At 66.1% G+C, this 26976-nt stretch carries 30 protein-coding genes; 18 read left to right on the forward strand and 12 right to left on the reverse strand.

All coding sequences use genetic code 11. The annotated features are described in order from the left end of the window. Nucleotides 1-16 precede the first annotated feature (16 nt). The 3 genes from Q8Q80_RS17220 to Q8Q80_RS17230 are packed head-to-tail and all read right to left on the reverse strand — an operon-like array spanning nucleotide 17 to nucleotide 3578. Entirely contained in the window at nucleotides 17-658 is a 642-nt protein-coding gene (locus Q8Q80_RS17220; protein WP_305634098.1) for a hypothetical protein, read from the reverse strand. After that, nucleotides 655-1581, reverse strand: coding sequence for a respiratory chain complex I subunit 1 family protein (locus Q8Q80_RS17225; protein ID WP_305634099.1), 927 nt, complete (start codon nucleotides 1579-1581; stop codon nucleotides 655-657). Before Q8Q80_RS17225 ends, Q8Q80_RS17220 begins: the two co-directional genes overlap by 4 nt. After that, entirely contained in the window at nucleotides 1578-3578 is a 2001-nt protein-coding gene (locus Q8Q80_RS17230) for a proton-conducting transporter membrane subunit (RefSeq protein ID WP_305634100.1), read from the reverse strand. Before Q8Q80_RS17230 ends, Q8Q80_RS17225 begins: the two co-directional genes overlap by 4 nt. 199 nt (nucleotides 3579-3777) lie before the next feature. Here Q8Q80_RS17230 and Q8Q80_RS17235 point away from each other — a divergent pair, with 199 nt between their 5' ends. Beyond that, nucleotides 3778-3975, forward strand: coding sequence for a ribbon-helix-helix protein, CopG family (locus Q8Q80_RS17235; RefSeq protein ID WP_305634101.1), 198 nt, complete (start codon nucleotides 3778-3780; stop codon nucleotides 3973-3975). A gap of 795 nt (nucleotides 3976-4770) precedes the next feature. On the opposite strand, the gene Q8Q80_RS17240 is transcribed toward Q8Q80_RS17235, so the two are convergent. From Q8Q80_RS17240 to Q8Q80_RS17260, 5 genes are all read right to left on the reverse strand, one after another. Next, nucleotides 4771-6807 (reverse strand): methyl-accepting chemotaxis protein, encoded by a 2037-nt coding sequence (locus Q8Q80_RS17240; RefSeq protein ID WP_305634102.1) that lies wholly within the window; start codon nucleotides 6805-6807, stop codon nucleotides 4771-4773. A gap of 92 nt (nucleotides 6808-6899) precedes the next feature. Next, complete coding sequence (locus Q8Q80_RS17245) at nucleotides 6900-7790, reverse strand: TraB/GumN family protein (RefSeq protein WP_305634103.1); 891 nt, start codon at nucleotides 7788-7790, stop codon at nucleotides 6900-6902. Then, nucleotides 7787-8737: a Nudix family hydrolase gene (locus Q8Q80_RS17250; protein WP_305634104.1), complete on the reverse strand. Its 951-nt coding sequence runs from the start codon at nucleotides 8735-8737 to the stop codon at nucleotides 7787-7789. The genes Q8Q80_RS17245 and Q8Q80_RS17250 overlap by 4 nt, the downstream gene beginning before the upstream one ends. 19 nt (nucleotides 8738-8756) lie before the next feature. Next, the gene (locus tag Q8Q80_RS17255; RefSeq protein ID WP_305634105.1) at nucleotides 8757-9629 is read right to left on the reverse strand and encodes an ATP-binding protein; all 873 of its coding nucleotides are present in this window, start codon (nucleotides 9627-9629) and stop codon (nucleotides 8757-8759) included. Further along, a complete protein-coding gene (locus Q8Q80_RS17260; protein WP_257080157.1) occupies nucleotides 9616-9765 on the reverse strand; it encodes a hypothetical protein in 150 nt (49 codons plus the stop codon). The genes Q8Q80_RS17255 and Q8Q80_RS17260 overlap by 14 nt, the downstream gene beginning before the upstream one ends. A gap of 112 nt (nucleotides 9766-9877) precedes the next feature. Between Q8Q80_RS17260 and Q8Q80_RS17265 the strand changes: the two genes are divergently transcribed. The 17 genes from Q8Q80_RS17265 (at nucleotide 9878) to Q8Q80_RS17345 (ending at nucleotide 24507) form a co-directional block, all read left to right on the forward strand. Then, on the forward strand, nucleotides 9878-11173 hold the full coding sequence (locus tag Q8Q80_RS17265) for a murein transglycosylase A (RefSeq protein WP_305634106.1): 1296 nt from the start codon (nucleotides 9878-9880) through the stop codon (nucleotides 11171-11173). Between the two features lie 25 nt (nucleotides 11174-11198). Next, nucleotides 11199-12008, forward strand: a complete 810-nt coding sequence (locus Q8Q80_RS17270; protein WP_305634107.1) for an enoyl-CoA hydratase-related protein — start codon at nucleotides 11199-11201, stop codon at nucleotides 12006-12008. A 20-nt stretch (nucleotides 12009-12028) separates the two neighbouring features. Next, complete coding sequence (locus tag Q8Q80_RS17275; protein ID WP_305634108.1) at nucleotides 12029-12220, forward strand: hypothetical protein; 192 nt, start codon at nucleotides 12029-12031, stop codon at nucleotides 12218-12220. Between the two features lie 75 nt (nucleotides 12221-12295). Beyond that, nucleotides 12296-13015 (forward strand): flagellar brake protein, encoded by a 720-nt coding sequence (locus Q8Q80_RS17280; protein ID WP_305634109.1) that lies wholly within the window; start codon nucleotides 12296-12298, stop codon nucleotides 13013-13015. A gap of 112 nt (nucleotides 13016-13127) precedes the next feature. Beyond that, nucleotides 13128-13487 carry a hypothetical protein gene (locus tag Q8Q80_RS17285; RefSeq protein WP_305634110.1) on the forward strand — a complete coding sequence of 120 codons (360 nt, stop codon included), beginning with the start codon at nucleotides 13128-13130 and terminating at the stop codon, nucleotides 13485-13487. Nucleotides 13488-13558: 71 nt separating this feature from the next. Further along, nucleotides 13559-14659 (forward strand): mechanosensitive ion channel family protein, encoded by a 1101-nt coding sequence (locus tag Q8Q80_RS17290; RefSeq protein ID WP_305634111.1) that lies wholly within the window; start codon nucleotides 13559-13561, stop codon nucleotides 14657-14659. A 92-nt stretch (nucleotides 14660-14751) separates the two neighbouring features. Continuing rightward, nucleotides 14752-15999, forward strand: coding sequence for an NnrS family protein (locus Q8Q80_RS17295; RefSeq protein WP_305634112.1), 1248 nt, complete (start codon nucleotides 14752-14754; stop codon nucleotides 15997-15999). A gap of 3 nt (nucleotides 16000-16002) precedes the next feature. Next, nucleotides 16003-16455, forward strand: a complete 453-nt coding sequence (locus tag Q8Q80_RS17300) for an Rrf2 family transcriptional regulator (protein WP_257092420.1) — start codon at nucleotides 16003-16005, stop codon at nucleotides 16453-16455. Continuing rightward, nucleotides 16455-16754, forward strand: coding sequence for a metal-sulfur cluster assembly factor (locus Q8Q80_RS17305; RefSeq protein ID WP_305634113.1), 300 nt, complete (start codon nucleotides 16455-16457; stop codon nucleotides 16752-16754). The genes Q8Q80_RS17300 and Q8Q80_RS17305 overlap by 1 nt, the downstream gene beginning before the upstream one ends. Nucleotides 16755-16756: 2 nt before the next feature. After that, nucleotides 16757-17824, forward strand: a complete 1068-nt coding sequence (locus Q8Q80_RS17310) for a hypothetical protein (protein WP_305634114.1) — start codon at nucleotides 16757-16759, stop codon at nucleotides 17822-17824. Nucleotides 17825-17885: 61 nt separating this feature from the next. Then, nucleotides 17886-18287 carry a ribonucleotide reductase subunit alpha gene (locus tag Q8Q80_RS17315; RefSeq protein ID WP_305634115.1) on the forward strand — a complete coding sequence of 134 codons (402 nt, stop codon included), beginning with the start codon at nucleotides 17886-17888 and terminating at the stop codon, nucleotides 18285-18287. 24 nt (nucleotides 18288-18311) lie between these two features. Continuing rightward, nucleotides 18312-18716 (forward strand): SirB2 family protein, encoded by a 405-nt coding sequence (locus tag Q8Q80_RS17320; protein WP_305634116.1) that lies wholly within the window; start codon nucleotides 18312-18314, stop codon nucleotides 18714-18716. 25 nt (nucleotides 18717-18741) lie between these two features. Beyond that, nucleotides 18742-19395 (forward strand): 5-formyltetrahydrofolate cyclo-ligase, encoded by a 654-nt coding sequence (locus Q8Q80_RS17325; protein WP_305634117.1) that lies wholly within the window; start codon nucleotides 18742-18744, stop codon nucleotides 19393-19395. Nucleotides 19396-19411: 16 nt separating this feature from the next. Further along, nucleotides 19412-20905: an AAA family ATPase gene (locus tag Q8Q80_RS17330; RefSeq protein WP_305634118.1), complete on the forward strand. Its 1494-nt coding sequence runs from the start codon at nucleotides 19412-19414 to the stop codon at nucleotides 20903-20905. Beyond that, complete coding sequence (locus Q8Q80_RS17335; protein WP_305634119.1) at nucleotides 20902-22512, forward strand: VWA domain-containing protein; 1611 nt, start codon at nucleotides 20902-20904, stop codon at nucleotides 22510-22512. The genes Q8Q80_RS17330 and Q8Q80_RS17335 overlap by 4 nt, the downstream gene beginning before the upstream one ends. Next, a complete protein-coding gene (locus Q8Q80_RS17340; protein ID WP_305634120.1) occupies nucleotides 22509-23384 on the forward strand; it encodes a Rossmann-like domain-containing protein in 876 nt (291 codons plus the stop codon). Before Q8Q80_RS17335 ends, Q8Q80_RS17340 begins: the two co-directional genes overlap by 4 nt. A gap of 172 nt (nucleotides 23385-23556) precedes the next feature. After that, nucleotides 23557-24507 (forward strand): restriction endonuclease, encoded by a 951-nt coding sequence (locus Q8Q80_RS17345; protein WP_305634121.1) that lies wholly within the window; start codon nucleotides 23557-23559, stop codon nucleotides 24505-24507. A 106-nt stretch (nucleotides 24508-24613) separates the two neighbouring features. Here Q8Q80_RS17345 and Q8Q80_RS17350 read toward each other — a convergent pair whose 3' ends face one another. The 4 genes from Q8Q80_RS17350 to Q8Q80_RS17365 all read right to left on the reverse strand — a co-directional run bounded on the left by Q8Q80_RS17350 (nucleotide 24614) and on the right by Q8Q80_RS17365 (nucleotide 26739). After that, a complete protein-coding gene (locus Q8Q80_RS17350) occupies nucleotides 24614-24892 on the reverse strand; it encodes a type II toxin-antitoxin system RelE/ParE family toxin (RefSeq protein ID WP_305634122.1) in 279 nt (92 codons plus the stop codon). Further along, nucleotides 24889-25158, reverse strand: a complete 270-nt coding sequence (locus Q8Q80_RS17355) for a CopG family ribbon-helix-helix protein (RefSeq protein ID WP_305634123.1) — start codon at nucleotides 25156-25158, stop codon at nucleotides 24889-24891. The genes Q8Q80_RS17350 and Q8Q80_RS17355 overlap by 4 nt, the downstream gene beginning before the upstream one ends. Nucleotides 25159-25385: 227 nt before the next feature. Then, nucleotides 25386-25898, reverse strand: coding sequence for an LEA type 2 family protein (locus Q8Q80_RS17360; protein WP_305634124.1), 513 nt, complete (start codon nucleotides 25896-25898; stop codon nucleotides 25386-25388). Between the two features lie 190 nt (nucleotides 25899-26088). Beyond that, nucleotides 26089-26739 carry an OmpA family protein gene (locus tag Q8Q80_RS17365; RefSeq protein WP_257092439.1) on the reverse strand — a complete coding sequence of 217 codons (651 nt, stop codon included), beginning with the start codon at nucleotides 26737-26739 and terminating at the stop codon, nucleotides 26089-26091. Between the last annotated feature and the right edge of the window lie 237 nt (nucleotides 26740-26976).

Below are 26976 nucleotides of genomic sequence, written 5' to 3' on the forward strand. Positions count from 1 at the left end.
CCGGGAACTGATAACTTCAGTCATGGGGCACCGCGTCGGATACGGTCACCGAGTCCTTCGATGCGCCGGCGAGCGCGACTGTCGAAGCTCCGGGGTCGATCGTCGCTATCAGCCAGCTACCGATTCCGATCGTCAGCAGGTAGATCGCACTCAGTGCAGCATGCACCGGCAGCGGCCACGGCTCGGGAAGCAGCGATTCGAACAGCGCAATGCCGTTTTCAATGAACAGCACTGCCACGAGCTGTGCCGGTGGCGAGTCGTTTGTTGACAACAGCAGGAGTGACACAGCCACTGTCGCGCCCACCGTCCCGAGCGCAAGCGCCTGGTGGTCGCTCATGGCAGGTGCGGCGAACTCGAAGGCGAGTACAAGGAGGGCGATCGCAATCACCCAGGTGAACAGATTCGACGGCATCAGATCGAGGTTGGGTTCGTCACGCTGCACGATGGCGTGCCGGAGCAAACGGGGTGCGATCAGCGCCCGCACGACCAGCACCTCGATCACGGCGACCAGCGCGTGAGCGGAGGCGCCATCCTGTTGCGCCGTGTTCCACGCCAGTGCAATGGCTTGAAGCGTGAGCCAGAACGGCGCCGAGCGGATCTTGCCGAAGAAGACAGGAATGATGATGGCGAGCAGAAAGATGATCAGCGGCAGCTTCATGTGCGGACCACCAGCAAAGTTGTCGCACCCAGGCAGAGGGCCGCGAGCACGGACGCGCCCATCAGGTAGTAGGGGACGTAAGGCATGCGCAGCCGTGCGGTCAGCGATTCGACACAGCCCACTGCCACAGCCACACCGGCCATGATGAGCAATGACGCCACGACGCCTGCGAACGGCTGGGTCGATACATCGAATGGATTCAGCAGTGCAGCGATCAGGCCGGCGTAGATCGTCATCTTCATCGCCCCTGCGAACTGCATCGCAGCCAGCTCCGGACCACTGTGATCGAGGATCATCACCTCGTGCACCATCGTTAGCTCCAGGTGCGTCAGAGGGTCGTCTACCGGCACACGCGCCGCCTCAGCCTGCAGGAGAACGAACAGCACGGCGACGGCGGGCGCCACCAGCCAGGGGAAGTCCGGTGCTTGATGCCAGTGGCCGATCAGACTGGCGAAACTCGTCTGTCCGGTTGCCAGGCAGGCTGTGCCGATCAGCAGGAACAGCGCCGGCTCGATGAAGGTACTGAAGGCCGCCTCGCGCGCAGCACCCATGCCTTCGAATGAACTGCCGACGTCGAGCGCCGACAACATCAGGAAGAGGCGTGCCAGCCCGAGCGTATAGGCGAACACGATGAAGTCATGACTGAACTGCAGCGGCGCTGCACTACCGAGCATGGGCGCGATCAGCGCGGCAAGCAGCGATGCCGCCAGCACAACCCACGCGCCGGCGCGGAACAGCGGGCTGATGACGACGCTGAATACCGGTTGCTTGTGCAGCAGGCGAAGCAGATCCCAACCTGACTGCAGCAGGCCCGGGCCCCTGCGACCTGCCCACAGCGATTTGGTCCGGTTGACCCATCCCACCATGAGAACCGGCATCGTCAGCATCATGACGACGTGGATGAGCAGTGTGACCGTACTCACGCCAGCGGACCTCCGGTCAGCACGATGAGCCCGGCCACCAGTGTCACGGCAATCAGCGCCGCGGCAAACGCGACGCGCGGATCATCTTCCCGCAACTTGCCCGACAATTCGGTCGCTGAAGCATCGCCGCGCTTGATGACTGAAAAGAGGCGTCTTTCCACCGCGTCCACGCAGTTGGTGATCAGGTAACTGTCGGACGGGAAGTAACCCGCTGGCGCTTTGCGGCGCCTCACGGTCACCATCACGCTGCGGAAGCGGGCGCTGAAATCCGACGAAAAACTGGAACCGGTGTACTGCATGCGCGCGTTCGCCGCGCTGTAGCCGCAACCCCAGGTCCGATGGCGGGCCGCCGGCTGGCGCGCGACCATTACGCGCAGTGCGATCAGAACGCCAATCAGCAGCGCAAGCGAGCCGGAAATCATGCCGATCTTCGTCAGTGTGTCGGCAATCGGCTGCAGCACGTCGGTGCCCGAGGCGGGCAGCGATGACAGCGCGATTTCCGTCGGGCCGCGCACGAGCATGAACCCCAGCGCAGGGGCGACACCAAGCAGGACCACGCCCAGCGCATGGACCCCCATCGGCACCAGCATCCAGCGACTGACTTCGGTCGGCGCATGCACGCTGCTGTCGCGCGGTGTGCCGAGGAACACAATGCCGAAAGCACGGGTGATGCTGAGCGCTGAAACCGCGCCGACGAAGGCGAGAACGGCTCCGCCCGCGGCGAGCGCCGCCTTGGGCAGATAGTCGATGGGCTCACCGGTGAACAGTCCGGAATAGATCACGAATTCGCTGGTGAAGCCGTTCAGTGGCGGTAGTGCCGAGATGGCTACGCCACCCAGCAGGAAGCAGAGCGCGGTCCATGGCATCAGGCGCGACAGGCCGCCAAGCCGCTCCATGTTGACCGAGTGTGTGGCCTGGTAGACCGCACCGGCGGCGTAAAACAACTGGCACTTGAAGAAGGCGTGATTGAGCACATGCAGCAAGCCTCCGGCAAAACCGAGTGCCACCAGCGCTTCGTTTCCCCAGGTGAGGCCGAGGCAGCCGATTCCGAATCCGATGCCTGCAATCCCGACGTTCTCGGTCGACGAGTAACCGAGCATGCGCTTGAGGTCGCGCTGACCGACGGTGTAGAGCGCGCCGATCACGGCCGACAGCGCCGAGAATCCGATCAGGAACCAGCCCATCCATTCGTCGGGCTGTCCGATCAGAAACACGAAACGCACGAGCGCATAAAGCCCGGCCTTGTGAATGACGCCTGACATCAGTGCCGAAACATGTGCAGGTGCGGCCGCATGGGCGCGTGGCAACCATGAGTGAAACGGGAAGAACGCTGACTTGATGCCGAAGCTGGCGACCAGGAGCAGGAACACGAGGTTGCGTTCCGAACCACCGTTGGCGCGCATCCATTGGCCGAAGCGATCAAGATCCCACGATGCCGTATGGGTGTACAGGATCATCGTTGCCGCGACCAGAAAGATCAGGCCGATATGCGTCGACACGAGGTAGTTGAAACCCGCGAAACGTACTTTCTGGTTGGTGTAGTCCCAGATGACCAGAAGCCAGGCGGCCAGCGCTGCGATCTCCCAGCCAAGCAGGAACACGAGTGCATGGTCCGCTGTGTAGATCAACACGAACGACAGCGAAGTCAGATTGAGCAGTGCGTAATGCAGCCCGAGCATTCTCGGTGTGTCGAAGAATGGACGCAGGTAGCCGACTGCATAGATGCTGCCCAGCAAGGTCATCGGCAATGACCACACAAGAAAGAAGGCGCCGAGGGCGTCGAGTCGCACCCGCAACGTGCCGACGGGATAGGCCCAATTGAGGTCGGCGGCAAGGGGCGGCGCGCCAAGCACAACCGGAAGCGCCACGGCGAGGACCAGGGACGTCGCCACGAACTGGGTCAGAACACCGATCATGGCCGCGACGCGGTTACCCGGCAACAGACACGCAAGCGTGCCCGCGATCAGTGCCAGCACCGAAATGACGAGCGCGCTCATGGTCTGCGCAATGAAGCACTCGCGTCTGTGAGGCGCAGATCGCGGTGCTGATCCGGGGCGGGCACGGGGGTCTCCATGATCAAGAAGGGTGGTCTCCGGCACGCGAAAGGAGTTCAGCCGGATATCATTGGTGTCAAATTATACTTTAAGTGAACTCAAAATATAATTTCATTATAATCAGATGAGAATTGGAGACTGTATGGAACTTAAAACGGCACGACTGACGGTGTTGGTTGATCCTGCGAAAAAGAAGGCACTCGAAGCCCTGTGCATGCGCCAGGACGTTACGCCGTCGCAGGTGATCCGGCGGCTCATACGGGACTATCTTGCGGAGCACGGTGTGACGTTCGAGCCGAGCGGACAGGAGGATGTCGAAAAGGACCCGGCAGGGCTCTAGCGCCGGTTGCAGTTCAATCGCGGTCGGCGCGCGAGTACCGAAGCGAATGAATCACGGCAGGCGGACGTCGCTGACGTGTCGTCAGGCCAGCGACATGACTGCTCCGAAACGTGAAGTCGAGCGCATCGCTGCCAGGGCCGGCATGCGTGTCGATATCCTCGCAGGCCTTGGTCCGTCGGGTTCAAGTGCTGAACCGGTTCAACAAGCACGAAGTGCTTGAGCCCGTCGGCCGGATTGTCGGGCGGAAAAAGGGGGTAGGGGAACTGGCGGGGCAGAGGTTGCATGACATACGCCGGGCGCCGCTTCGCAGCAAGGTGCGCGCCGCGGTACAGGGACGGGTCGGGCGCGCTGCAGGCGAGTCGGCCCGTGGGTCGGCCGCTGTTGTTGGGCATCGCTGCGCTCACCCCAACCTACGAAATGCGCCACCAAACTGCGGTGAGCGCAGCGATGCCCAACACACCCGAGCCCAGCGCCACACCAACACCACCCGGACGACGCGACACACCCGAGCCCGGCGCCACACCCGTAGGTCGGGGTGAGCGCAGCGATGCCCAACGCCCCCCGGAAAACGCGCGACACACCCGAACCCGGCGCCACGCCAACACCTTCCGGACGACGCGACACGCCCGAGCCCGGCGCCACACCCGTAGGTTGGGGTGAGCGCAGCGATGCCCAACGCCCCCCGGAAAACGCGCGACACACCCGAGCCCGGCGCCACGCCCGTAGGTCGGGCTGAGCGCAGCGATGCCCAACGTCACACGAAAGACCGGCGGCGACCCCTCCGGTCCTCGATACTCAGACCACGAAGCGGCCGACGTTGTCCTGCAGCTGGCTGGCCAGCTTTTCCAGACCGAGCGTTTCGCCGTCGGCGCGCCGGGTGACGTCGGCATTCTGTTCTGCCATGCCGGCGATGCGTTCCACGCCCTGCGCCACGCTCTGGCTGGCGCTGCTCTGTTCGCGCGTGGCGGCGGCGATTTCCTTCATCGCGGCTGCGGTGCGTTCGCTCTGCTCGCTGATGACACGCAACACGGCACCGGCTTCGGTTGCCCGGCTCACACCGGTGGTGACCTGACCGCTCACTTCGCCGATGCGTTGCACGACCTTGTCGGCGTCAGCCTGCACGCTGCTCACCATGCTGGCGATCTCCTTTGTCGAAGCGGCGGTGCGTTCGGCCAGCTTGCGTACTTCGTCGGCCACCACGGCGAAGCCGCGGCCGGATTCACCGGCGCGTGCCGCTTCGATGGCCGCGTTGAGCGCCAGCAAATTGGTCTGTTCGGCGATCTCCTGGATGATGCGGCCGACGTTCGAGATTTCGCGTGTGCGGCCGGCCAGATCGGTCACCGCGGTCGAGGCGTCATTGATGTCGCGGGCGATGTGCTGCATGCCATCGACCACGGCGTTCAACTGGCGCTCGCCGTCCATCGCGGCGCTGCGCGCTTCGCGGCTGACAGCATCGGCCACACCGGCGCTGTCGGCCACGTGGGTGATGCTGACCGATAATTCTTCAATCGCCGCGGCGAGGCCGGCGGCGGCGCTGCTCTGTTCGGTCGAACCTTCGACCACTTCGCTCGAGCCGGCGCGCAGCGAACGCGCTGCTGCACCGACGGCGCGGGCTGCGTCGGCTGTGGCGGTGATCAGCGCTGCAGTCTTGCGGGTCGCCTCGTTGATCTGCACGGTGATCAGGTCCAGTTCGTTGCGGCTTTCGCCAGCCTGCACCGCCAGACGCTGACTGAAGTCGCCGTTGCCCAGTCGGTTCATTGCCGCCGACACATCCTTCAGGCGCACGAGACGGCTGTGCGCCAGCCACCAGGTGAGCGCAGCGAGCAGCAGCGCGGCGCCGACGCAGATCATGATCAACTGGTTGCGCAACTGCACGCCAGCGGCCGTGAATTCAGCGACGTGCGCGCCGGAGGAAACCATCCAGCCCCAGGTGTCCGATGTGCGGAAGGTGGCGAGCTTGGGTGCCAGGCTGCCGTCGGCGAGCGGCCAGTCATAGACCAGCTGTCCATTCTTCTTGTCGAGTTGCTGTGCGATGACGCCAGTCAGCGCCGGGTTGCCGATGTCGGCGATCGACTTTCCGGCGTGTTCGGGGTGCAGGATCATTTGACTGTTGTCCGCTGACTCACCCGGCTTGACGATGTACAGGTAGCCGGTGTCGCCGATGCGCAGGGTTTTCAGCGACGCGAACAGCTGGTCGATGCCCTGCTGGACGTCCACCCGCGCCGACAGTGCGCCGACGACGGTGCCCGCGGCGTCCTTGATCGGTTCCAGCGAGGATATGTAGAAGCGGCCATTGCGCACCACGACGCCCGAATACGGCTTGCCGGCGAGCAGGGTATCGGTTTCCGTGCTCTTGTTGATGGCCTTGCCGGCCATCGACTTGCCGTCCTTGTCCTTCAGCAGCGTTGCCACCCGGACGAACTCGTCGCCGACGCGCACCATGACCGCCGGATCGGCACCGATCAGGTCGCGCAGCCCGCTGACGCGGTCAGTGTCTCCATTGAGTACTGCGCCATTGACGCGTGCGACGCGCACCGCGCCGTAGCTGCCCATGGGCATCGTGTCCTCGCCGATGACCACGGCACCGCCGAGACCGCGTTTCAGCGCGCTCATGCCTTTTTCGGCACTGTCCATCGCGTTGTGATAGCTCAGGTCGAGCAGCTTCACCGTGGCATCGGCCTGCTCACCAAGATGCGCTTCGGTCTGCTGCAGCGTGGAGCGCTGGGTGGACATCGATACGATGAAGATCAGCGACGCAAAGATGACTGCGCAAAGCAGGCCGATCGAAATCGAAAGTTGATGGACCACCGAAAGGCGGCTGAATGCGTTCATGGGACGTCTCCTGTAGGTCCCCGCGGTGCCTTGGAGTGGCCGGGCGAGGCAACTTGCCAGGAGATTCACGGCACAGGCGCGGAAAACTGGAGTCAGGCGATGCGGTCTGTGGTACAGCCGGCCTGCAGCAGGCGCGCGAGCACGCCGTCAGGGCCGGTCAGGTGGGAGGCGCCGAAAGCCGCAAATATGCCGCCTTCGCGGATCTGCGGCAGCAGGCGTTCCGCAAAACGTGCGTTGCGCCGGCCGAGCAGCGACTGCATGAACAGGTCGGCGTGGCGCCGCAGCGCCTTGTCATCGCCGATCAGCCGGCTGTTGATGCGCGCCAGCTCGCCGGTATCGCCGGCCAGCCAGGCGTCGGTCATCGGCGCGACACCGGCCTGTATCGCGTCGTGCCGGCGCGCGCTGTCGATCAGCAGTGCCATGACGGTCGCGTCGGGCAGGCGCGCGATCGCATCGATCTGTTCCTGCACATTCTCGATCGGCAGGATTTTCCGGCCGGCAGCGCGCGCGCGGCGCACCAGCACCTCGTCGAGCGTGGGCTGCGCGCCGCCGACCGGCTGCAGCAGCGTCACCAGCGCCGCCCACGGGCGCAACCGCGGCTGCACGCGTTCGTCGACGCCATGCAATGCAAGCATTTGCGACACCCGCGGCCAGTGCTTGCTGCCGACCTTTTTCGGCAGCTCGTCGGTATCCGAGGTGCTGGCCGCCATGAAGGCGTTCACGGCGTCTGCGTCGGCCACCAGTTCCGGCATGAATACGCGCGCTGCGTCTATATAGGTGTAGAGCGGAGCAGCCCGGTCGAGCACGCGCGGCTCACCGCTGTGCAGCGTGCCGAACAGGTGGCTGACCGGCGCGTCACCGAGCGTGATCTTCCACAACAGGCCGTGATCGTACGGGCTGGTCGCCGCGCGCAGTGCCGTCGGCAGCGCGCTTGCCAGGGCGATGGCGCCGCACTGACGAAGAAAGAGGCGGCGCGCTGTCATGGCGTCCAGGCGCCGCGGATCGCGGCGACGCCGTGCGCGCCGCAGGCGTGCGCCGCCTGCCTGTGCGAGGCGTCGAGCCCGCCGATGGCAAACACCGGAATGCCGCATGCCGCAACCAGCGCCGTCAGCGCGCTCCAGCCCAGGCCCGTCGCATCGGGGTGGGTGGCGGTCGGCAGCACCGGGCCGACCACCGCGTAGTCGAGGCCGAGCCGCGCAGCCTGCGCCAGTTCGTCAGCCGAGTGGCAGGACGCGCCCACCCATTCGAAGTCGGGGCGGGCCGCCAGCGCGGCAAGCTGTGACGACTTCAGATGCACGCCGTTCGCCCCCAGCGTGCGGGCGAGCGCCGGCTCGCCGTTGAGTACGGCAGGCGAACCGCCGGCGTGCGCCAGCCGTATCGCTTCGGCGGCGAAGGCCTGCGTCGCGTCATCCATCACCGGTTCGCGGATCTGCAGCAGCAGCCGCTGCCGTGCACAAGCCCGGCGGATGGCGTCGAGCTGCGCCGCATGACCGATCTGCCAGGCGTGGGTGATGGCCATGAAACCGGGCAGGCGCAGCGATTTGAGCACCGGACCGTTGGCCGGCAGCATCGGCCCGACGGTCAGCACATCGGGCTGCTGCCAGCTCAACGCGCTGTGTACATGGTCCTGCAGCGCGCCCTGCCAGGCTTCGACCCGGAAAAAATGCAGCCGCACGAAGGCGTGCTCGTATTCGTGCGACAGCGTCAGCCAGGGCGAACAGGCTGTGACCGTGATGCCCAGTTCCTCGTCCAGCTCGCGCTTGAGCGCATCGACCGGCGCTTCGCCCGCTTCCACCTTGCCGCCGGGAAACTCCCAGTAGCCGGGATAGAAGGTGCCCGGCGCGCGCTGGCCGAGCAGGAATTCCCGCCCGCGTGCGCTGTCCCGGAAGATGACGGCCGCCGCGACGGCGACCTGTTTGCGTTCGGTCATGCGCCGGCCCTCGATGCGCTCACTGTGCCGCGTGCTGCCCCGCCCAGTCGCGCGCGAACTGCCAGGCGACGCGGCCGCTGCGCGAGCCGCGTTCCAGCGTCCAGCGCAGCGCATCGGCGCGGCAGGCTTCGATCTGGTCCGGCGGCACGCCGAGCTTTTTCAGCCAGTGCCGCACGATGTCCAGATATGCCTCCTGATCGAAGGGGTAGAAGGACAGCCACAAGCCGAAGCGCTCGGACAGCGAAATCTTCTCTTCGGTCGCTTCGCCCGGATGCACTTCGCCGTCGACATGCTTCGCTTCGTTGTTCTCGGAGAAGTACTCGGGCATCAGGTGGCGCCGGTTCGACGTGGCGTAGATCAGCACGTTGTCGAGCACCGCCGACACCGAGCCGTCGAGGATGCTTTTCAGCGCCTTGTAGCCGGGCTCGCCGGATTCGAACGACAGGTCGTCGCAATAGATGATGAAGCGCTCGGGCCGGTTGGCGATCAGGTCGGTGATGTCGGGCAGGTCGACCAGATCGTCGCGGTCGACCTCGATCAGGCGCAGGCCCTTCTTCGAAAAATCATTCAGCAACGCCTTCACCAGCGAGCTCTTGCCGGTGCCACGCGCGCCGGTCAGCAGCACGTTGTTGGCCGGCTTGCCTTCGACGAACTGCTTGGTGTTGGTGGTGATGCGCGCCTTCTGCACGTCGATGTCCTTGAGGTCGGACAGGCGCAGCTTGTGCGGGTGGGCGACTGCTTCCAGCCGGCCGCGGCCGTTGCTGCGCCGCCAGCGGTAGGCGGTCGCCTTCCAGTCGGGTGGCGCCGGCGGCGCCGGGATCATGTGTTCGAGGCGATCGAACAGCGCATGCGCGCGGGCGATCAGGCTTTCGAAACCGTCACGGTCTGTCATGGTCGTCCTTGTTGTCGGTGAGCGCTTTCGGCGGCTCGGTGTCGGAGGCGTCCTTTTCCTTGCGCGGCAGCGTCCACCACAGGATGAACAGCAGCAGGGCCAGCGCAACGCCGGCTTCGAGGAGGAATATCCACATGGGTGAAGTGTCTGCGAAACGTCAGTCTTCAATGCAGCCGTCCGGCAGGACCGCTGCTCGTTATCATTGCACCCTCAGCGTCTGCGGGCGCGCCAATCTAAAGCACATCACGATGTTCCAGCAAATCCGCCGCGGCGTCCGGCTCGCCTTGCTCGCTTCGGCCACCGCGTTGTTCGCCGCCTGCGGCTCGGCTCCGCGGCCAGGGCCGGCGAGTTCTCCCGTCGTGCCGTCGTGCCCCGATGTGCAGCCTGCCGCCGTGACGCCGCAGGTCTGCCCGACCTGCCCGACGTGCGCCGCCTGCCCGGTCTGCCCGCCGGTTGCCCCGGTGCCCGAGGCAAAGCTGCCGCCACGTCTGGTCGCCGCCGAGTGGTCTGCGCTCGAAGGCTGGGCCGACGACGATCTGCGCGAGGCGCTGCCGGCGCTGCGCGCCAGCTGCAGCGCACTGGCCAGTCGTGCCGAGTGGCGCTCACCCTGCGCTGCACTCGGCTCACTCGCCCGGGAAGACAGCGCTGCGGTGCGGGCGTTCTTCGAATCGGCTTTCCGCCCGTGGCAGCTGCTCAATGGCGACGGCACCGACCAGGGGCTGGTGACCGGCTATTACGAACCGCTGCTGCAGGCGAGCCGCACGCGCGGCGGTATGTATATGCACCCCATTCACGCGGTGCCCGACGATCTGCTGGTGATCGATGTCGCCAGCCTGCATCCGGATCTGAAGCATCTGCGACTGCGCGGTCGTGTCGAGGGGCGCAAGGTGGTGCCGTACTGGTCGCGCAGCGAACTCGATGCGCGCGCGGCCGAATTCGACCGCAAGGTGCTGTTCTGGGCGGCCGATGCGCTGGATGTGTTCTTCCTGCAGGTTCAGGGATCCGGCCAGGTGGAACTGCCGGACGGCAGCCGTGTGCGTGTGGGCTATGCTGACCAGAACGGCCACAGCTACCAGTCGATCGGTCGCTGGCTGGTCGATCAGGGCGAGCTGAAGCTCGAACAGGCGTCGATGCAGGGCATCCGTCAGTGGGCGCGCGCCAACCCGGCGCGGGTGGCGACGATGATGGCAGCCAACCCGAGCTACGTGTTTTTCCGCGAACTGCCCATCGGCAAGCAGGCCCCCGGTCTGCCGGAAGGCCCGCTCGGCGCGCTCGGCGTACCGATTGCCGGCGAACGGGTGATCGCGGTCGATCCGCGCAGCGTGCCGCTGGGCGCGCCGGTGTGGCTGGACACGACACGCCCGAACAGCGCCGACCCGCTGCGTCGCCTGATGATGGCGCAGGACACCGGTGGCGCCATCAAGGGCGGCGTGCGCGCCGATTTCTTCTGGGGTTTCGGTCCGGAGGCCGGCGCACTGGCAGGCCGCATGCGCCAGCAGGGCCGCATGTGGGTGCTGCTGCCGGCCGGCGTCACACCGCCGTAAGCAGCGCGATGACAGGGAGGGTTCGATGAACGATCAGGCGGACGGCCACATATTCAGCGCGTGCGAACAGGGCATCGCGACGATCACCATTTCAAACCCGGCACGGCGCAACGCATTTTCGGTCACCATGCTGCAGGCCATGCGCCGGGCGGTGGATACCAGCCTGGCCGACCCGGACTGCCGCGTGCTGGTGCTGCGTGGCGCGGGCGGCTGCTTCAGCGCTGGCGGCGACATCAACGATTTCCGCGCCACCCTGTATCTGGAGGCGCCGGCGCGACTGGATGCCTTCCGGGCACTGATCGAGAACTGGGTCAATCCGGTCATCCTCGCGCTGCGCCGCGCGCACCAGCCGGTGCTGTCGGTGGTGCAGGGCGCCTGCGCCGGTTACGGGCTGTCGCTCGCGCTGGCATCCGACTGCGTGATCGCCGCCGCCGATGCGGTGTTCAGCACCGCCTATACCGGGCTGGCACTGCCGTGCGACGGTGGCCAGTCGGTGTTCCTGATGCAGGCGCTGGGCGAGCGGCGCGCGCGCGAACTGATGTGGTCGGCGCGGCGTGTTGCGGCGCCGGAAGCGCTGGCTCTCGGGCTGGTCGAACAGGTGGTGCCGGTCGCCGGGCTGGATGCCGCAGCGCAGGCGCGCAGCGCGCACTTCGCCCACGGGCCGCGCCATGCGCTGTCCGAGATCAAGCGTTTGCTGGTGGCTGCCGGCCCGTCACTCGACGCGCAACTCGCGGCCGAGGCGCTGGCTTTCGCGCGCTGCGCTGCGACGATGGATTTCGTCGAAGGGGTGACGGCGTTCGCCGACAAGCGCGCACCGGTGTTCCGCGGGCGTTGAGCGCTCGGTCAATTGCGACGATGTCGCGCTTCATCGACGCGAGACGGCGCAGCCTCGTTCCTTCCGGCCGCTCGCGGCGCGGGTCGATCGGGGCACCAAGCCGATTCAGCGCAGCGGGTATTTGCCCGTTCAGCGTGCATTCCGAGAAACAGTTCCCAAAGGAATCGTCATTCCTGACCGTTATCGATAAAGAATTTGTTGTGCTGACCTGAGCGGGCACGGCGCGAGCCGCCCGGGTTCCGAATTTCCGATGCTGCGCAGCATCGACCACTGATTCCGGCAAAACGATGAACAACAGCGAAGCGGGCATGATCGAGGCGGTGGCGCAGGGCGTCAATGCGCCCGGTGTCGTCAAGGACGTGCTGTTCAAGGACATCGGTCTCAAGATCGGCGACCGGCTCATTCTTGAACCGCCGCCGAAGCTCGGCGAGCAGCTCGGAATGGTCAAGCTGATCGGCTACGTCAACGATGTGAGCGTGCTGGTCACCATGCCCGACACCCGCGCCTGGGCCGGCCCGCCGATCGAAGGCGACGAATTTGCGGTGCGCGCGTTTTCGGGCCGTCATGCCTACGGTTTCTCGACCACCGTGGGCAAGCGCTCGGTCAGCCCCTTCGAGTACCTGCACCTGCAGTTTCCGCGCCGCATCACGATGCGCCAGATCCGCAATGCGGAGAGGATTGCCACGACCATCAGTGCGCGTGTGCTTGATGGCGCCGAGCCGGTGTCGACCACGGTCACCAACCTCAGTGCCACCGGTGCCGAACTGCGCGCCTGGGACCCGCCGCGTGTCATCGGGGAAACGATTTCCCTGGAATTGATTCTCGACATCCACAAGGTGCGCACCCGCGTGGTGGTCAGCGCAACCATCCGCAATACGCACGACATCGTCGACACCGGCGAGGCCGCCTACGGCGTCGAATTTTCCGATGTCAATGCACAGACCAACATCTTCCTGAAGAGCTTCGTCTACCAGAATCTGGTGGAACAACCGCACAAGCGCCTGTGACCTGCGTGGCCGGTGCCGGGCGCATGACGGCCGGCGTCAGCGGGCGCCGATAGGCGAGAACCGCGCTTGCGATGTACTGTCCTGTCTGTTGCAGACAACAGGAATCGCAGTCATGGAACGTAACAGGCACAATCCCCGCGCGCGTGGCGCGTCGACCGGCATTCAGCAGGCGGGGCCGTTGGGCAAGATATTCGCCGCGTTGATCGGTGCGATCCTGCTGGTGCTCGGCCTGATGTTTTCCGTGGTGATCATTGCTGTCGCGATTGCCTTCGGCCTGGTCATCTGGAGCTGGATGTGGTGGAAGACCCGTGCGTTGCGCCAGCAGATGCGCGCACAGATGGACGCCCGCATGGCGGCCGGAGAGGGCGCTTCGGCGCCGTTTTCCGACGGCGAAGGGGCGCAACCCAGCGGACGCGTGATCGAGGGTGAGGTCATCCGCGCTGACGACACCCCACCGCCGCCGGAGCGCTGACGGCACACCCTGCCACCCCGGAGTGCCTGCCCCGGCGCTCTTTCTTCTTCAATGTCCGTCCGGAACAATCCATGACAGAGTTCATCCATCGCGTCGGCCTGGGTTTTCTTGCCGAGCCCTGGATCGCCCGCATCATCATCATTCTGGCGGTCACGGCGGCGGCCAACCTGCTGGCCGAGTTCGTGCTGCGTCACGTCCGTCGCGTCACGGTGCGTACGGTCAACGTCTGGGATGACGCGCTGGTGGGCTGCGCCAGCCGGCCCATGCTGGTCGTGATCTGGCTCATCGGGCTGTCGCTGGCTGTTGACATATTGCGACGCCACGTCGACGAACCCTTCCTCGAGTACGTCGTGCCGTTGCGCAACATCGGCATCGTCCTCTGCCTTGGCTGGTTCCTGCTGCGCTTCATCGGGCGGGTCAGCGAAAACATCGTCGCCGCGCGACTGGTGCGCGGCGACGAGATCGATCGCACCACGGTCGATGCGTTGAGCAAGCTCGGTCGGCTGGTGGTGGTCGTTTCGGCGCTGCTCCTGGTTCTGCAGACGCTCGGGGTAAGCATTGCCGGCGTGCTGACGCTGGGCGGTATCGGCGGTATCGCGGTGGGCTTTGCCGCGAAGGACCTGTTGGCCAATTTCTTTGGCGGGCTCACGATTTACCTCGATCGGCCCTTCAGTGTCGGCGAATGGATACGGTCGCCCGACAAGGCGATCGAAGGCACCGTGGAGTACATCAGCTGGCGCCACACGCGCGTGCGTGCCTTCAACAAGAACCCGATCTACGTGCCGAACGCGCTGTTTACCACCATCGTGGTGGAGAACCCCTCGCGCATGACCAACCGGCGCATCCGCGAAGTGATCGGCGTGCGCTACGAAGACCTGCCAAAAGTGGCGTCCATCGTGAGCGACATCCGGGCCATGCTGCAGGCGCATCCCGACATCGATGCCACGCAGACGCTGATCGTCAATTTCACCGCCTTCGCCGCGTCGTCGCTCGACATCCTGATCTACACCTTCACCCGCACCACGGTGTGGACCGAGTACCACATGGTCAAGCAGGACGTGCTGCTGAAAATTGCCGACATCATTGCGGCACACGGCGCGCAGATCGCCTTCCCGACGCAGACGCTGCATGTCGACCTTGAGCCATTGCCGCCGGACCCTGCACAGGCTTGATCCGGATCAAGCGGGTGTTGAAGACGGGATAGAAGATATATGTACAATATATGTTCAATCCAGTCGTCAACATTCAACCTCCGGAGCCGATCATGGCCACCCTGCTGTCGATACAGGAAGCGGAACAGCCGCTGCCGCTTGCGCCATCGTGGGCCGCCTTTCTTGAACTCGGTTTTCGCCCGGTCTATCTGGCCGGCGCGCTGTGGGCACTGATCGCGGTCGGGCTGTGGATATTCGCGCCGCACTGGCTGAACGGCCCGCTTGCCGGCGTGGCCTGGCACGCGCATGAAATGCTGTGGGGCTTCGTGGCCACCATCGCGGTCGGCTTCCTGATGACGGCGGGCGCCGCCTGGACCGGCATCAATCCGGTGCAGGGCCGCGCGCTGGCCATCCTGTGCGCACTGTGGCTGGTGGCGCGGCTGGGCTTTCTCGCCGGTGACGGGGCGCCTTTCCTGATCGGCACCCTTGCCGAACTGCTGTTCTTCACCCTGGCTGCCGCGGCACTGCTGCGCGCCGTCGTGGTGTCGCGCAATGTGCGCAACTACGCCGTCCCGCTTCTGCTGCTGGCACTGGGCGTGTCCGATGCCCTGTTCCTGCTGGCCGCGCATGACGGCGACTACGCACTGCTGATGCGCCAGTTCAACGCCGGCCTGCTGATCATGACGCTGATCGCGCTACTGGTGGCGCGCCGGGTCATTCCGTTCTTTGCCATGCGCGCCGTCCCGGGCCTGCAGATTCCGATGCAGCTGCGCAGCGGCCATATCCAGCTCGGTGCCAGCGGTGTTGCCGTGGTGTGCCTGCTGGCCGATTTCCCGGTTGCGCAGGCACTGGCGCTCGCGGTGGCCGGCGCCCTTTCGCTGCAGCACTGGTTCAGCTGGAAGCCGCAGGCCGTACTGCACAAGCCGCTGCTGTGGATACTGTATCTGGGCTACGCCTCGCTCGGCATCGGCCTGCTGCTTGCCGCAGCATCCGTCGCGGACTTCGGCGCGCGGCCGGCGCTGCACATCCACGTGATTGCGATGGGCGGCTTTTCGCTGCTCATCATCGGCATGATCACACGCACCGCACTGGGGCACCTCGGGCGGCCGCTGGAAACCGATCGCAGCATGGTCGTCAGCTACGTGCTGGTGATCGTGGCCACGGTACTCAGGCTGCTCGCGCTGCAACCCTCCGCCGCCGCCATCCACCTGCTGCATGTTGCCGCGTTGCTGTGGGTGGCGGCCTTCGCGCTCTATCTGTGGCGCTTCCTTCCGATGATGATCCGGCCGCGTGCCGATCGCCCGGCGCCGGCCGCTGTGGCGGTGGCCACGCCTGTGACCATCGTCCGCCCGGGGCGCTGAACCATGCGTCTGACCACGATGACCGATTACGCGCTGCGCCTGCTGATGCACGTTGGCCAGCATCCGGACCGCCTGTGCACGATTGCCGAGGTCGCGCACGCGCATCAGGTGTCCGTGGCGCACCTGATGAAGGTGACCCACCAGCTCGGTCTGGCCGGCTGGATCGAAACCGTGCGCGGCAACGGGGGCGGCATGCGGCTCGCGCACGCGCCAGAGGCGATCGGCCTGGGTGCCGTGGTGCGCAGCGTCGAACCCGACTTCAGACTGGTCGAATGCCTCGATGGCGGCGGTCAGTGCCGGCTGCTGGGCGGTTGCCGTCTGGCCGGGATATTCGAAGACGCGCTGCAGGATTTTCTCGCCCGTCTGGACCGCCACACGCTGGCCGACATCCTGCCGCCGGCCGCGCCTCCCGGGGCGAGCGGGATAGCTTTCCCGACCCGGCAGAAGGTGTCGTGATGCCCACCGAAGACGAACTGCGGGCCGCGCTGCACACCGTTGCGGACCCGGAACTGGTCGAAAGCATCGTCGAACTGGGATTGGTCAAGTCGATTGTCATTGGTGAGGCGCGCGTCGACGTGGTGCTGATACCGACCAGCGCGACCTGCCCGATGGGCGAGCTGATCATCGAGGATGCCACGTCGGCGCTGCGTGCCGTCTGCCCGCCGGGCTGGATCGTCCAGGTCGAATTCGACTGGGATTGCGCATGGCACCCCGGCCGCATGAGCCCGGCCCTGCGCGAGCGGTTCGGATGGTGAGCATGACGACGCCCGCGCTGTGGCGCACCGGCATCGCGGTGTGTGCGCTGCTGGCGGTGTCCGCCATGCTGGCCGGCATCGCCGCCGGTCTGGTTCGTTTCGGTGTGCCGATACCGGCGGTGCCGGTCGCGCTGCACGGGGCGGTGATGATCTGCGCCGTGTTCGGCACCGTCATTTCGCTCGAGCGCGCGGTGGCGCTGCAGCGTCTGCCCGGCCTGTTGTCACCGCTGGCGGCAGGGCTCGGCGGGCTCGCCGCGTGGGCGATCGGCTCCGTGGTCGCGGCGCAGATGCTCTGGGCATTCGCGGCCGCGGCGCTGGTGCTGCTCTACCTCCATGCCGGACGCAGCCGCGCGTGGTCGCTGCACCTCGTGGTCGAAATGGCCGGCGCGCTGTGCTGGCTGATCGGCGTGCTCGTCTGGGCGGCCGGAGACCTGGCGGCAGCCGTCATGAGCTGGGTCGCCTTTCTCGTGCTGACCATCGCCGGCGAACGTCGCGAACTGATGCAGATGATCCGCCTGCCGCGCATCGCCCGCGTGCTGTTCGGGCTGGCGGTGGCGATGGTGCTGCTGTCGGTCGTCCTGTCACCGGTGTGGGCGGCGCTGGCAGCACTGCTGCTCTGGCTGGCCTGCGCGCTGCTCGCGCTGTGGCTGCTGCGCTGGGACATGGCGCCGCGCAAATGGTCGGCGCCCGGCTGGCCCGGCCATGTCGCGCAGTGCCTGACGGTCGGCTATGTGTGGCTGCTGGTCGGTGCGCTGCTCGGGCTGTACGGCGTGCTGTCACCGGGCCCGCTGCCCGCGGCCGGGTTGCACGCCGTGCTGCTCGGCTTCGTGCTGGCGATGGTGTTCGGCCACGCGCCCATCATGCTGCCGGCACTGCTGCGCCTGCGACCGGTGTATTCGGCCTGGGCGCGGGTGCCGCTGTGGCTGCTGGCGGCCAGCCTGTTGCTGCGCCTGGGCGCCAGCCCGTCCGGCGACCTGTCTGCGCTGGCCCTGGCCGGCATCGGTCATGCGCTGGCCATCGTGCTGTTCGGCGCTGTCATGGTCGCAGCCGTGCGGGGCAAACTGTCATGATGCATTCTGTGCAACGCCGCCTTGTTCCTCTCGTTCTCATTCCATCTTGCGGAGACCTGCCTTGACAGCAACTTTCGACGGCCTGATCGCGGCCATGCGCGAAGAAACCGAACCGCAGCGGCTGCTGATGGTATTCACCGTGGCCGAACTGCCGGACGACGCCTCGGCCGAAGAGCGCGCGCGCTTCGAAGCCGGGCAGGGCGGCGCACTGGTGCCCTACGTGTGTGTGGACAAGACGATCGACGAGTTGCAAGGCTTCGCGGCCCTGCTCGAAGAGACGGCCACCTTCGATACGCAGTGGGCTATCGTGTTCGTGGCCGCGCTGGCCGGGCGCGACGGCCAGGCGCCCGCCAGTGCGGATGCGGACGCTCCGCTGGAAAGCATGATCAGCGCGATCCGCACCGGGCGGCTTGACAAGCTGATCGCCTTCGACCGCACGGGTGAAGCCGTCGATGTCGGCTGAGCGACATGCCGACGCGCCGTTCGCGTGGACCTGATCGACCTGTATCCGCTGGCGCGACAGGCCCACATCGGACTGGTCATTGCGAGTGGATCGCTGTTCGCGCTGCGCGGTATCGGCGTGCTGTCGGGGGCGCGCTGGAGCATGCGGCGCAGCGTGCGCATCGCCAGCCAGATCATCGATGCCGGCCTGCTGATCGCCGCGCTGTCGTTGCTCGGCCTGCTGCAGCTGAATCCGTTCGTCGTGCCCTGGCTGGCGACCAAACTCGTATTGCTGGTGGTCTATATCGTGCTGGGCAGCCTTGCGCTGAAGCGCGCGCGCAGCGCGCGGGCCCGCTTCGTGTGTTTCATCGCGGCGCTGCTGACCTTCGCCTTCATGCTGGGCGTGGCACGCGCTCACCATCCACTCGGCCTGTTGCACGGCGTGTTGTGAAACCGGGCCTGCCAGGGAGCTGAATGTGGACGTACTGACCGATCTGCCGGACTGGCGGCGCACCGAACGGCAGCGACTGATCGCTGCGCGCGAAAGCGTGCCGGCCGTGCAGCGTGCCGCGCGCAACGTGGTGATCACCGCCTTGCTTGAACACGGCTTCCCGGCACTGCGCCGGCTGATCGTCGGCTTCTGCTGGCCCTACCGCGGCGAGTTCGACGCGCGCTTCGCGATCCGTGCCTTGCGTGACGCAGGCGCTCGCGCTGCGCTGCCCGACGTGGTGGCACGCGCCACGCCGCTGGTGTTCCGCGAATGGTGGCCCGGTGTGACCATGACGAAGCGGGTGTTCGACCTGCCGGTGCCGACGGACTCCGCCGTCGTGCAGCCGCAGGCGCTGCTGATTCCGCTGGTCGGGTTCGACGCATGTGGCTACCGGCTCGGCTATGGCGGCGGCTATTTTGACCGCACGTTGGCCGCGCAGCCGGTGCCGCCGCTGAGGATCGGTGTCGGCTTCGAGTCGTCGCGCATGTCGACCATCCATCCGCAGCCGCACGATGTGGCGATGGATTTCATCGTCACCGAAGCCGGCATTCATGTCGTCGGTGCCGGCGCATTGCAGCGCATCGACGCGAGCGAAAGTGCGCGCCGTGCGCAGACCCTCATCGAAGAACGTTTTCCCTGATTTGCGATTGACTGTCATGAACCCTCTGATATCCCCGCTGCTGTCCGACCGTCTGCGTGCGCTCGCCGGACAACTCGAATGCGGGCTCGTCGAACGGCGTGTGGTCGTGCGCCGCTGCCTGCTGACCGCGCTGGCCGGCGAGCACACCTTGTTGATCGGACCGCCCGGCACGGCCAAGAGCGAACTGGCGCGCCGGCTGCGTGCGGCGTTTCGCGATGCACGCTATTTCGAACGCCTGCTGACCCGCTTCACCGTGCCCGAGGAGCTGTTCGGCCCGCTGTCGATCCGCGCGCTGGAAGAGGATCGTTACGAGCGGCATACCGCCGGCTTTCTGCCCGACGCGTCCATCGCCTTCATCGACGAGGTGTTCAAGGCGAACAGCGCCATTCTCAACGCACTGCTGACGCTGCTGAACGAACGCGAATTCGACAATGGCGCCGGCCGCCAGCGCTGCCCGCTGGTCAGCGTCATCGGCGCGACCAACGACGTGCCGGAAGACGAGGTGGGCGAAGCCTTCTTCGACCGCTTCCTGACCCGTCTGCCGGTCGCGCCGGTCAGTGCAGAGGGGTTCGCCGCCCTGCTCGACACCGGTTGCGCCGACGCGTGGTCACTGGGAGATGAGTCTTTGGCGCTGGCCGACGCAGACCTCGCCGCGCTGGCGGCCGCAGCGCGCCAGGTGGCGCTGCCGGCCGGCGTCGTGGCGGTGCTGTCTGCGCTGCGCACCCATCTCGCGACGGAAGGCGGCTACGTGTCCGACCGGCGCTGGGTCAAGACGCTGTGGCTGCTGCGCGTGGCCGTTGCGAGCGAAAGCCGCACTGCCGTCCGCGTGTGGGATCTGCTGCTGCTGCCCGCTTGCGTCGCGCCGGACGCGACGCGCCAGGCCGCTGTGGCCGACTGGCTGACCCGGCACCTCGGGGTAGGCGAATCCTGCGCACCGGCGCGCCTCGCGCGCGTCGTGCAGGCTTTCGAAGCGCAACTGGAAGCGGAACAGAAAGCCAATGATCTCGACTACGACGAGGCCGGCCGGCTGCGCTTTTCCGCGTCGGACATGTCGGCGGGCATGGCCGACGAGTTTGTCACCGATGTTGTCACCGATGTTGCCACCAATCGTGCCACCGACCTGGCGGAAAAGATCGGCGACGCCAAGGGCGGGGCCGGTGCATTGCGCATGAGCTACAGCCGGCAGCGTCGTTACGGCCCTGCGCACATCGGTGCGCGGACGGCACAGATCGATGATCTGCTCGCCCGCATCGCCGGCTATCAGGCCGAACTGCAGGCCGAACGCGCCAGCCTGGCGGACTGCCGGCGCAACACGCTGTGGCTGGACGATGCGGAACTGGGGCAGGTCGAGCGACACCTCGCGGCGACCGCGTCCGCCATTGCCGATCTCGCTGCGCGCGCCCGCGATGCACGGCGCGGCTTCGAAAATCTGCCGCGCCTGCCGGCCGAGGCCGCAATCGCTGCCGGCGATGCGGTACCGGAGCCGGTGCTGCACGAGCCGCTGGCGTGAGCGCTGATCCGCAACGCCTGTTCGCAGCGCGCGAGGCGCGTCTGGCGGCGCTCGACGCGCTGCCGCGCACGCTGTGGCTGTCCGGCCTGACGCATGCGCAGGGCACGCTCGAGCCGCGACTGGCCGCGCTGGTCGCGCTGCGCGACGCACTGTTCGACGGCCGTGTGCCGCCGGCCGATGCCTGGGGCTGGCCCTCACCCGACATCGTCGCCGCACTGTGCGACACGTTCTGCACGCTGGAACTTGCGGCGTACTGCAGCGCGCGCCGGGAGCTGACCGACACCGTCGTGCTGAGCCTGCTGTTCCATCTCGATTTCATCGACGACTATCGCGACCGCGGCGCTACGCCAGCGCGCGCCATCCGGATGGCCGTCGAGGCTTTCGAATCCGACTGGCAGGACCGGCGCGGTCAGATGGACGAACTGATCGATGTCTTCGGCAAGCTGCCGGACGATGGCAAGAACGCGCGCTGGGACCTCATTCCCGGTCTGCTGCGCAGCGAGGGCTGGCGCGAAGTGGTGCGCATCCGCCGCCTGCTGGAGCGGCTGCCTGAACTGGCGCGCTGCATCCGCCGGCTCGGCCGTGCCCGCCCGGCGGACGAGACCGACGCCGCGCAGCGTGACCCGGTGACGGTGCTGGAGGACGCCGTCGCGCGTCGCACCGAATCACGCAGCGTGCGCGTGCCCGACATGCCGGGCGAAACGCGCGGCATTCATCGCGCCGATCGCATCGCCCGCATGCTGCCGGCCGAAGCCGTGCTGCTCGGTCACCCGGTGCTGCGCCTCGTGTGGCACGCGCGCCGCGCCGAGCGCACGTTGCTTTGTTACGAAGACGACGACCGGCTGCACGAGGTGCGCCAGCTCGATGCGCCGGCACTGCAGCCGCGCCCTGACCTGCAATCCGATCGCCGGCTCGAAATGGGCCCGCTGCTGGTGTGCGTCGATACGTCAGGTTCGATGCAGGGCGGCGCCGGTCAGGTCGCCAAGGCGGTGGTGCTTGAAGCGGTGCGCACCGCGCACGATCAGGGTCGCGCCTGCCACGTGTTCGCCTTCGGCGGTCCGGACGAGGTGGTGGAACTCGACGTCGCCGTCGATGCGTCGGGCATCGAGCGGCTGATCCATTTTCTCGGACAGGGCTTTCGCGGTGGCACCGACATCTGCGGGCCGCTCGAGCGCGCCATCGCCCGACTGGAACATGAGGCCTGGCAGCGCGCCGACCTGCTGATCGCGTCCGACGGCGAATTCGGCGCCACGCCCGAACTGGTCGCCCGGCTCGATGCAGCCAAGGCGGAGCTCGGCCTGCGCGCGCAGGGCGTGCTGATCGGCGACCGCGAAACCATCGGCTTGCTCGAACTGGCCGACGACATCCATCCGGTGCGCGACTGGCGCCGCTACGGCGACGACGCTCACGCCCACGGCAGTGGCGACTCGCCTCTGCACACCCACCGCCTGACCGCACTGTATTTTCCGGGCGCCCTGCGCACGCCGGAAAACCGTGACGCCACGGTCAGTGGCGAAGCCGCTTCGGCCGCCGTGCGCGCCGGGCTGCGCCGCGATCAGGTGCAGCCCGGACACTTCCCGAAACCCGACCCGGCCGACACACCATGAGCTTCGCCACCGACTACCTCGCACAGATCGAAACCATCGCCGCGCGCATGTCCTTGCCACGCGTGCGCGCGCTGCACCTGCCGCCGTCGCGTCCCGACGAACCGTGTCGCGACGGCGCGAGCGGCCACGCCCGCGGCGAATTCTGCGCGCTGGAACTGGACGACGGCAGCATCGGCCTGTCGTATGTACTGCTCGACGATACGCTGGAGCGCCTGCGCAACGGCCCCGGCCTCACCGACCTGAAAGGCGCCGACGCACTCGCGCTGGCGCGTCGCTACGTGAGCGGGCAGGGCGTGGACCGCACCCTGGGCTTCGTCTGCGCCAACGCCATCACCCGCTGCCTGTACGACCGCGCCGGCTACCGGCCCGACGGCAGCAGCGATTCCATCGGCCGGATGGACCCGCAGCCTGATGACGCCATCGGCATGATCGGCCTGTTCGGCCCGCTGGTGGAACGCATCGTCGCCGCCGGCGCCCGGCTCACCGTGATCGAGCTGGACGAGAGCGCCGTCGGCGAGCGCGAAGGCTGGCGGGTCACGACCGACGCCGCGGCGCTGGAAACCTGCGGCAAGGTGCTGTCCACCAGCACGCTGCTGCTCAACGACACGCTCGACCGCATGCTCGCCCACTGCCACGCCGCCCGGTGGTTCGCCATGGTCGGCCCCAGTGCCGGCTGCCTGCCCGACGCCCTGTTCGCGCGCGGCGTCACCTTGCTCGGCGGCAGCTGGATCGAGGATAGTGCGGCCTTCATCGAAGGGCTCACGTCCGGTGACGAGGACAACCGGAAGGGCCGCAAGGCGACCAGCAAGTTCGCGCTGACGGCAGATGGGTATCCCGGGTTCGGAGCGCTGCTTGATCGTGCAGGGGGTTGAATGATGGCTCGTCGGGCGGGTAGGGGGCGATTTTCTGGGATGCCTCAACTCGTGTCCGTGAACGGGGTGCCACACAACTCGTTTCCTTGGGCCTTTCCCTGGAACATGAGCGTGCGAACGTGGTTATCCTTCAGCGTCACGTCCAAAGAAAACCTGTCATTGAGCTCAAATAATGCCAATCCCAGACTATCAAACCGTAATGTTGCCTTTTCTACGACTCGCCGGGGATGGGCAGGAGCATCGCTTCAGAGATGCAGTGACCGCGCTCGCAAACGAATTTGCCCTCACAGAGGACGAGCGAAATGTCATGCTGCCAAGCGGAACAGCGCCGCTTTTCGACAACCGTGTTGGCTGGGCACGAACTTACCTTAAACAGGCGGGCCTCATCGATTCACGCAAGCGAGGCATGTTTCACATTACCACGCGGGGCCATGATCTCCTCGCGAAGAAGCCGCCAAGGGTCGATAGTTCAACCCTTGAGCAGTATTCCGAGTACCTCGATTTCAAGTTGAGACGCGGTGAACAAAAAGATCTGACTAAGCCAGAGACCGCAGTCGTTCAGGACCCTAGTACCGAAGCTCCACCGTCCCAGTCAGACTCCACTCCGGAGGAACTGCTCTCGCAGGCGTATCAGCGCCTACGCGCTAATTTGGAGGCGGAGCTTCTTGAACAAGTTAAATCTTCGACACCTGCGTTCTTTGAGAGGCTAGTGATCGACCTCCTCGTAGCCATGGGCTACGGGGGCTCCCGTCGGGATGCCGGGCGAGCTATCGGCAAAAGTGGCGACGGGGGCATAGATGGAATTATCAAAGAAGATAAACTCGGGTTGGACGTGATTTACGTGCAGGCCAAACGTTGGGAAGGAACCATAGGCCGCCCCGAGATTCAGAAGTTTGCGGGAGCGCTTCAAGGACAGCGCGCGAACAAAGGTGTTTTCATCACAACATCGGGCTTTACACGCGAGGCAGTGGATTACGCAAATATCATTAGCACGAAGATCATTCTTGTCGCCGGGGAGCAACTCGCCACGCTCATGGTCGATCACAACGTCGGCATTTCAACTATCAGTGCCTTCGAAATCAAGCGGATCGACTCTGACTATTTCGATGTCGACAATATCTAGCGGTCGGTGATGTGCTGACGCTAACACCTAGTTTCGGATGACTACGTATCTGGCGAACGTAAGCACTGAGTATTTTTGCAATCAATGAGCGCCTGCTGTCGACTCATCAACGAAACTCGCGCGTATGCCACGCGCGCAAGATCCACACCACCTGATCGGCAGTGATTTCGTAGCGCATTTCGTAGTCGCCGATGAAGAGGCAGCGCACTTCGCGCGGCTCGAATTCCGGCAGCCGGGTGCCGATGCGCGGTTGGTTGAGCAGCAGATCAGGTCCGTCGGTCAGGCGCTGGATCAAGCGGGCTGCTGCATCCGGATTGACGGGATGCAGGACGTCGTGCACCCGCTGCAGATCGCGCAGCGACGCACGGGTCCATCTGAGCGTCATTCAGGCAGACGTCCGGGCGTGTCCGTATTCAAGCTGGCCGCCCATGCCTTCACGTCCGGATGGCTCACGCCCTTGCCGGCTTCGACGTCCGCCATGGCTTCGAGCGTCAGACGGTAGCGTTCGGCTTCCCGTTCGACGTAGGCGGCAAGGGCCTGCTTGACCACCCAGCCCCGCGAGCGTTCAAGACGTGCGGCGAGATGGTCAACCTGTTCGGCCAGCGCCACGGGCAGGTGGGCGGTCATTACGCGGGTGTCGCCTGAAGACATGAATCACTCCCAATCACTTTCAATCAAGGTAGTGCGATCCGGTGGTCCTGTCCAGCATTCACACGGGCGCGCCGGGAGGGGTCCCCCCTGGGTCATCTGCGGCAACCCGTCGGAACAATGGAAAGAACGAAGGCAGGCAGAAGCAGGGTGAAGGATGCGCAGGCGCTTGATAGCTGTCCGGACCTGGCTGAGCTGCCGAAGTGCGTGTCGTGGTCGATCAGCCGCGTTCAGCGCGCGCTGCCGTTACCGTGAGCCATACCCGGCAGACTGAGCCGGCCTTCTTCGCTGAAGCGCACGGTGCCGAAGGTGCCGCCGGCGAGTTTGCCGCGCAGCGCGAAGGGCAGGTTTTCCAGCGTGCTGCCTTCGGTCATGCCGAGTGCCTGGCGCAGGGCCGACAGGGCCGATACGGTGACCGGCACGCTGATGACCGTTTCACCGAAGCGCGGCACGCTGCCCTTGGCGTCGCTGACGCCGGTTGCGAATGACCGGCTGTTCACGTCGAGTTCGAGTGCGAGGCCGTCGTAGTCGATCACGCTGTCGTTCGGGTTCTGCACCCGCAGCTTGACGGCAAAGCGCAGTTCGAAGCCTTCGCCCTGCAGCGGCTCGACGCCGACCAGATTGACCCGGACCGGATCGCGTGCGGCCAAGCCGGCGCAGCCGGTCAGCCCGCACAGCAGCGCGACGCCGAACGTCACGACGAACAGGCGCAGCGCGGGGCCGGGAGCAAGGCGGGGCAGCATGAATGGGGAAAGGAAGGCGGGCACGCGGGTCACCTCTGCGTTGATCGATGGGCGTGGGGCGTGAACGGATCAGGGCCTGTCGATATTCAATCACGGTCCGCACGATCGAGCACCAACAGGCCCTGGGCGACGATGAGGTCGCTCCGTTCAAGCCACTGCTGCGAGCGGGTCGTCAATCCGCCTGCGACGTTCAGGTGCGCGGTTCGGCGACGAAAATTTCGACCCGGCGGTTCTGCGCGCGGCCCTGTTCGCTGCCGTTGTCGGCCACCGGTTCGTGCGAGCCGCGACCATCGATGACGATGCGGTTCGGCGCGACGCCGCGATCGGTCAGGTACTGACGGGTGCTGCTCGCGCGATTGACCGACAGCGGATTGTTCACCGCGTCGCTGCCGGTGCTGTCGGTGTGGCCGATGATGCGCACTTCCGTGTTCGGGTTTGCGTTCAGCGTCTGTGCGAAACGCTCGAGCACCGGGCGGAAGTTCGACTTGATGTCGGCACGGCCGACGTCGAACGAAATGTCGCTCGGGATTTCCAGCTTCAGCTGGTTGTCGGCGGTCTGCACAACCGCGACGCCGGTGCCGGCGGTGGCCTGTTCCATGGTGCGTTTCTGTTCTTCCATCCGGTTCGACCAGATGTAGGTGCCGATGCCGCCGACTGCTGCGCCGAGCAAGGCGCCGGTGCGCGTCGCGCCGCCGCTCCCGCCGAGTGAGCTGCCCAGTGCTGCGCCGGCGGCTGCGCCGACGCCGGTACCGATGGCCGTGCGCTGCTGTGTTTCCGACAGGTTTGCGCAACCGGTGGCCACAAGGGCACCGATCGAGATGAGTACAAGGGTTTTCTTCATGATGTTGTTTCCGGGTGGTCCGCCGTGCTCTCAGGATCGTCGGGGTGACGATCATTCGAACACCTGCCTGATGCGTTCAGGGTCTGCCTCGACTGCATGCGTACAGCCGCGTGCGACGAGCCAGTGTGGCAGACACGGCTCCCTGCGACGGTGCGCCAGCACACGCAGTAACAAATGGGACGCTGTGCGTGTGCGCGGAGAATGGCTCAGGCGCGGTCGATGCCGCTCCGCGCGCCT

This window comes from Methyloversatilis sp. (assembly GCF_030698125.1).
In the GTDB taxonomy this organism is placed as follows: Bacteria; Pseudomonadota; Gammaproteobacteria; order Burkholderiales; family Rhodocyclaceae; genus Methyloversatilis.

Coding starts and splice junctions, on each gene's coding strand:
- Q8Q80_RS17270 (WP_305634107.1), top strand. CDS start 11,199: ATGAACGATCAGGCGGACGGCCACATATTCAGCGCGTGCGAACAGGGC.
- Q8Q80_RS17280 (WP_305634109.1), top strand. CDS start 12,296: ATGAACAACAGCGAAGCGGGCATGATCGAGGCGGTGGCGCAGGGCGTC.
- Q8Q80_RS17235 (WP_305634101.1), top strand. CDS start 3,778: ATGGAACTTAAAACGGCACGACTGACGGTGTTGGTTGATCCTGCGAAA.
- Q8Q80_RS17275 (WP_305634108.1), top strand. CDS start 12,029: ATGTCGCGCTTCATCGACGCGAGACGGCGCAGCCTCGTTCCTTCCGGC.
- Q8Q80_RS17345 (WP_305634121.1), top strand. CDS start 23,557: ATGCCAATCCCAGACTATCAAACCGTAATGTTGCCTTTTCTACGACTC.
- Q8Q80_RS17295 (WP_305634112.1), top strand. CDS start 14,752: ATGGCCACCCTGCTGTCGATACAGGAAGCGGAACAGCCGCTGCCGCTT.
- Q8Q80_RS17330 (WP_305634118.1), top strand. CDS start 19,412: ATGAACCCTCTGATATCCCCGCTGCTGTCCGACCGTCTGCGTGCGCTC.
- Q8Q80_RS17355 (WP_305634123.1), bottom strand. CDS start 25,158: ATGTCTTCAGGCGACACCCGCGTAATGACCGCCCACCTGCCCGTGGCG.
- Q8Q80_RS17360 (WP_305634124.1), bottom strand. CDS start 25,898: ATGCTGCCCCGCCTTGCTCCCGGCCCCGCGCTGCGCCTGTTCGTCGTG.
- Q8Q80_RS17245 (WP_305634103.1), bottom strand. CDS start 7,790: ATGACAGCGCGCCGCCTCTTTCTTCGTCAGTGCGGCGCCATCGCCCTG.
- Q8Q80_RS17305 (WP_305634113.1), top strand. CDS start 16,455: ATGCCCACCGAAGACGAACTGCGGGCCGCGCTGCACACCGTTGCGGAC.
- Q8Q80_RS17365 (WP_257092439.1), bottom strand. CDS start 26,739: ATGAAGAAAACCCTTGTACTCATCTCGATCGGTGCCCTTGTGGCCACC.
- Q8Q80_RS17285 (WP_305634110.1), top strand. CDS start 13,128: ATGGAACGTAACAGGCACAATCCCCGCGCGCGTGGCGCGTCGACCGGC.
- Q8Q80_RS17255 (WP_305634105.1), bottom strand. CDS start 9,629: ATGACAGACCGTGACGGTTTCGAAAGCCTGATCGCCCGCGCGCATGCG.
- Q8Q80_RS17260 (WP_257080157.1), bottom strand. CDS start 9,765: ATGTGGATATTCCTCCTCGAAGCCGGCGTTGCGCTGGCCCTGCTGCTG.
- Q8Q80_RS17350 (WP_305634122.1), bottom strand. CDS start 24,892: ATGACGCTCAGATGGACCCGTGCGTCGCTGCGCGATCTGCAGCGGGTG.
- Q8Q80_RS17240 (WP_305634102.1), bottom strand. CDS start 6,807: ATGAACGCATTCAGCCGCCTTTCGGTGGTCCATCAACTTTCGATTTCG.
- Q8Q80_RS17340 (WP_305634120.1), top strand. CDS start 22,509: ATGAGCTTCGCCACCGACTACCTCGCACAGATCGAAACCATCGCCGCG.
- Q8Q80_RS17220 (WP_305634098.1), bottom strand. CDS start 658: ATGAAGCTGCCGCTGATCATCTTTCTGCTCGCCATCATCATTCCTGTC.
- Q8Q80_RS17290 (WP_305634111.1), top strand. CDS start 13,559: ATGACAGAGTTCATCCATCGCGTCGGCCTGGGTTTTCTTGCCGAGCCC.
- Q8Q80_RS17300 (WP_257092420.1), top strand. CDS start 16,003: ATGCGTCTGACCACGATGACCGATTACGCGCTGCGCCTGCTGATGCAC.
- Q8Q80_RS17265 (WP_305634106.1), top strand. CDS start 9,878: ATGTTCCAGCAAATCCGCCGCGGCGTCCGGCTCGCCTTGCTCGCTTCG.
- Q8Q80_RS17310 (WP_305634114.1), top strand. CDS start 16,757: ATGACGACGCCCGCGCTGTGGCGCACCGGCATCGCGGTGTGTGCGCTG.
- Q8Q80_RS17250 (WP_305634104.1), bottom strand. CDS start 8,737: ATGACCGAACGCAAACAGGTCGCCGTCGCGGCGGCCGTCATCTTCCGG.
- Q8Q80_RS17230 (WP_305634100.1), bottom strand. CDS start 3,578: ATGAGCGCGCTCGTCATTTCGGTGCTGGCACTGATCGCGGGCACGCTT.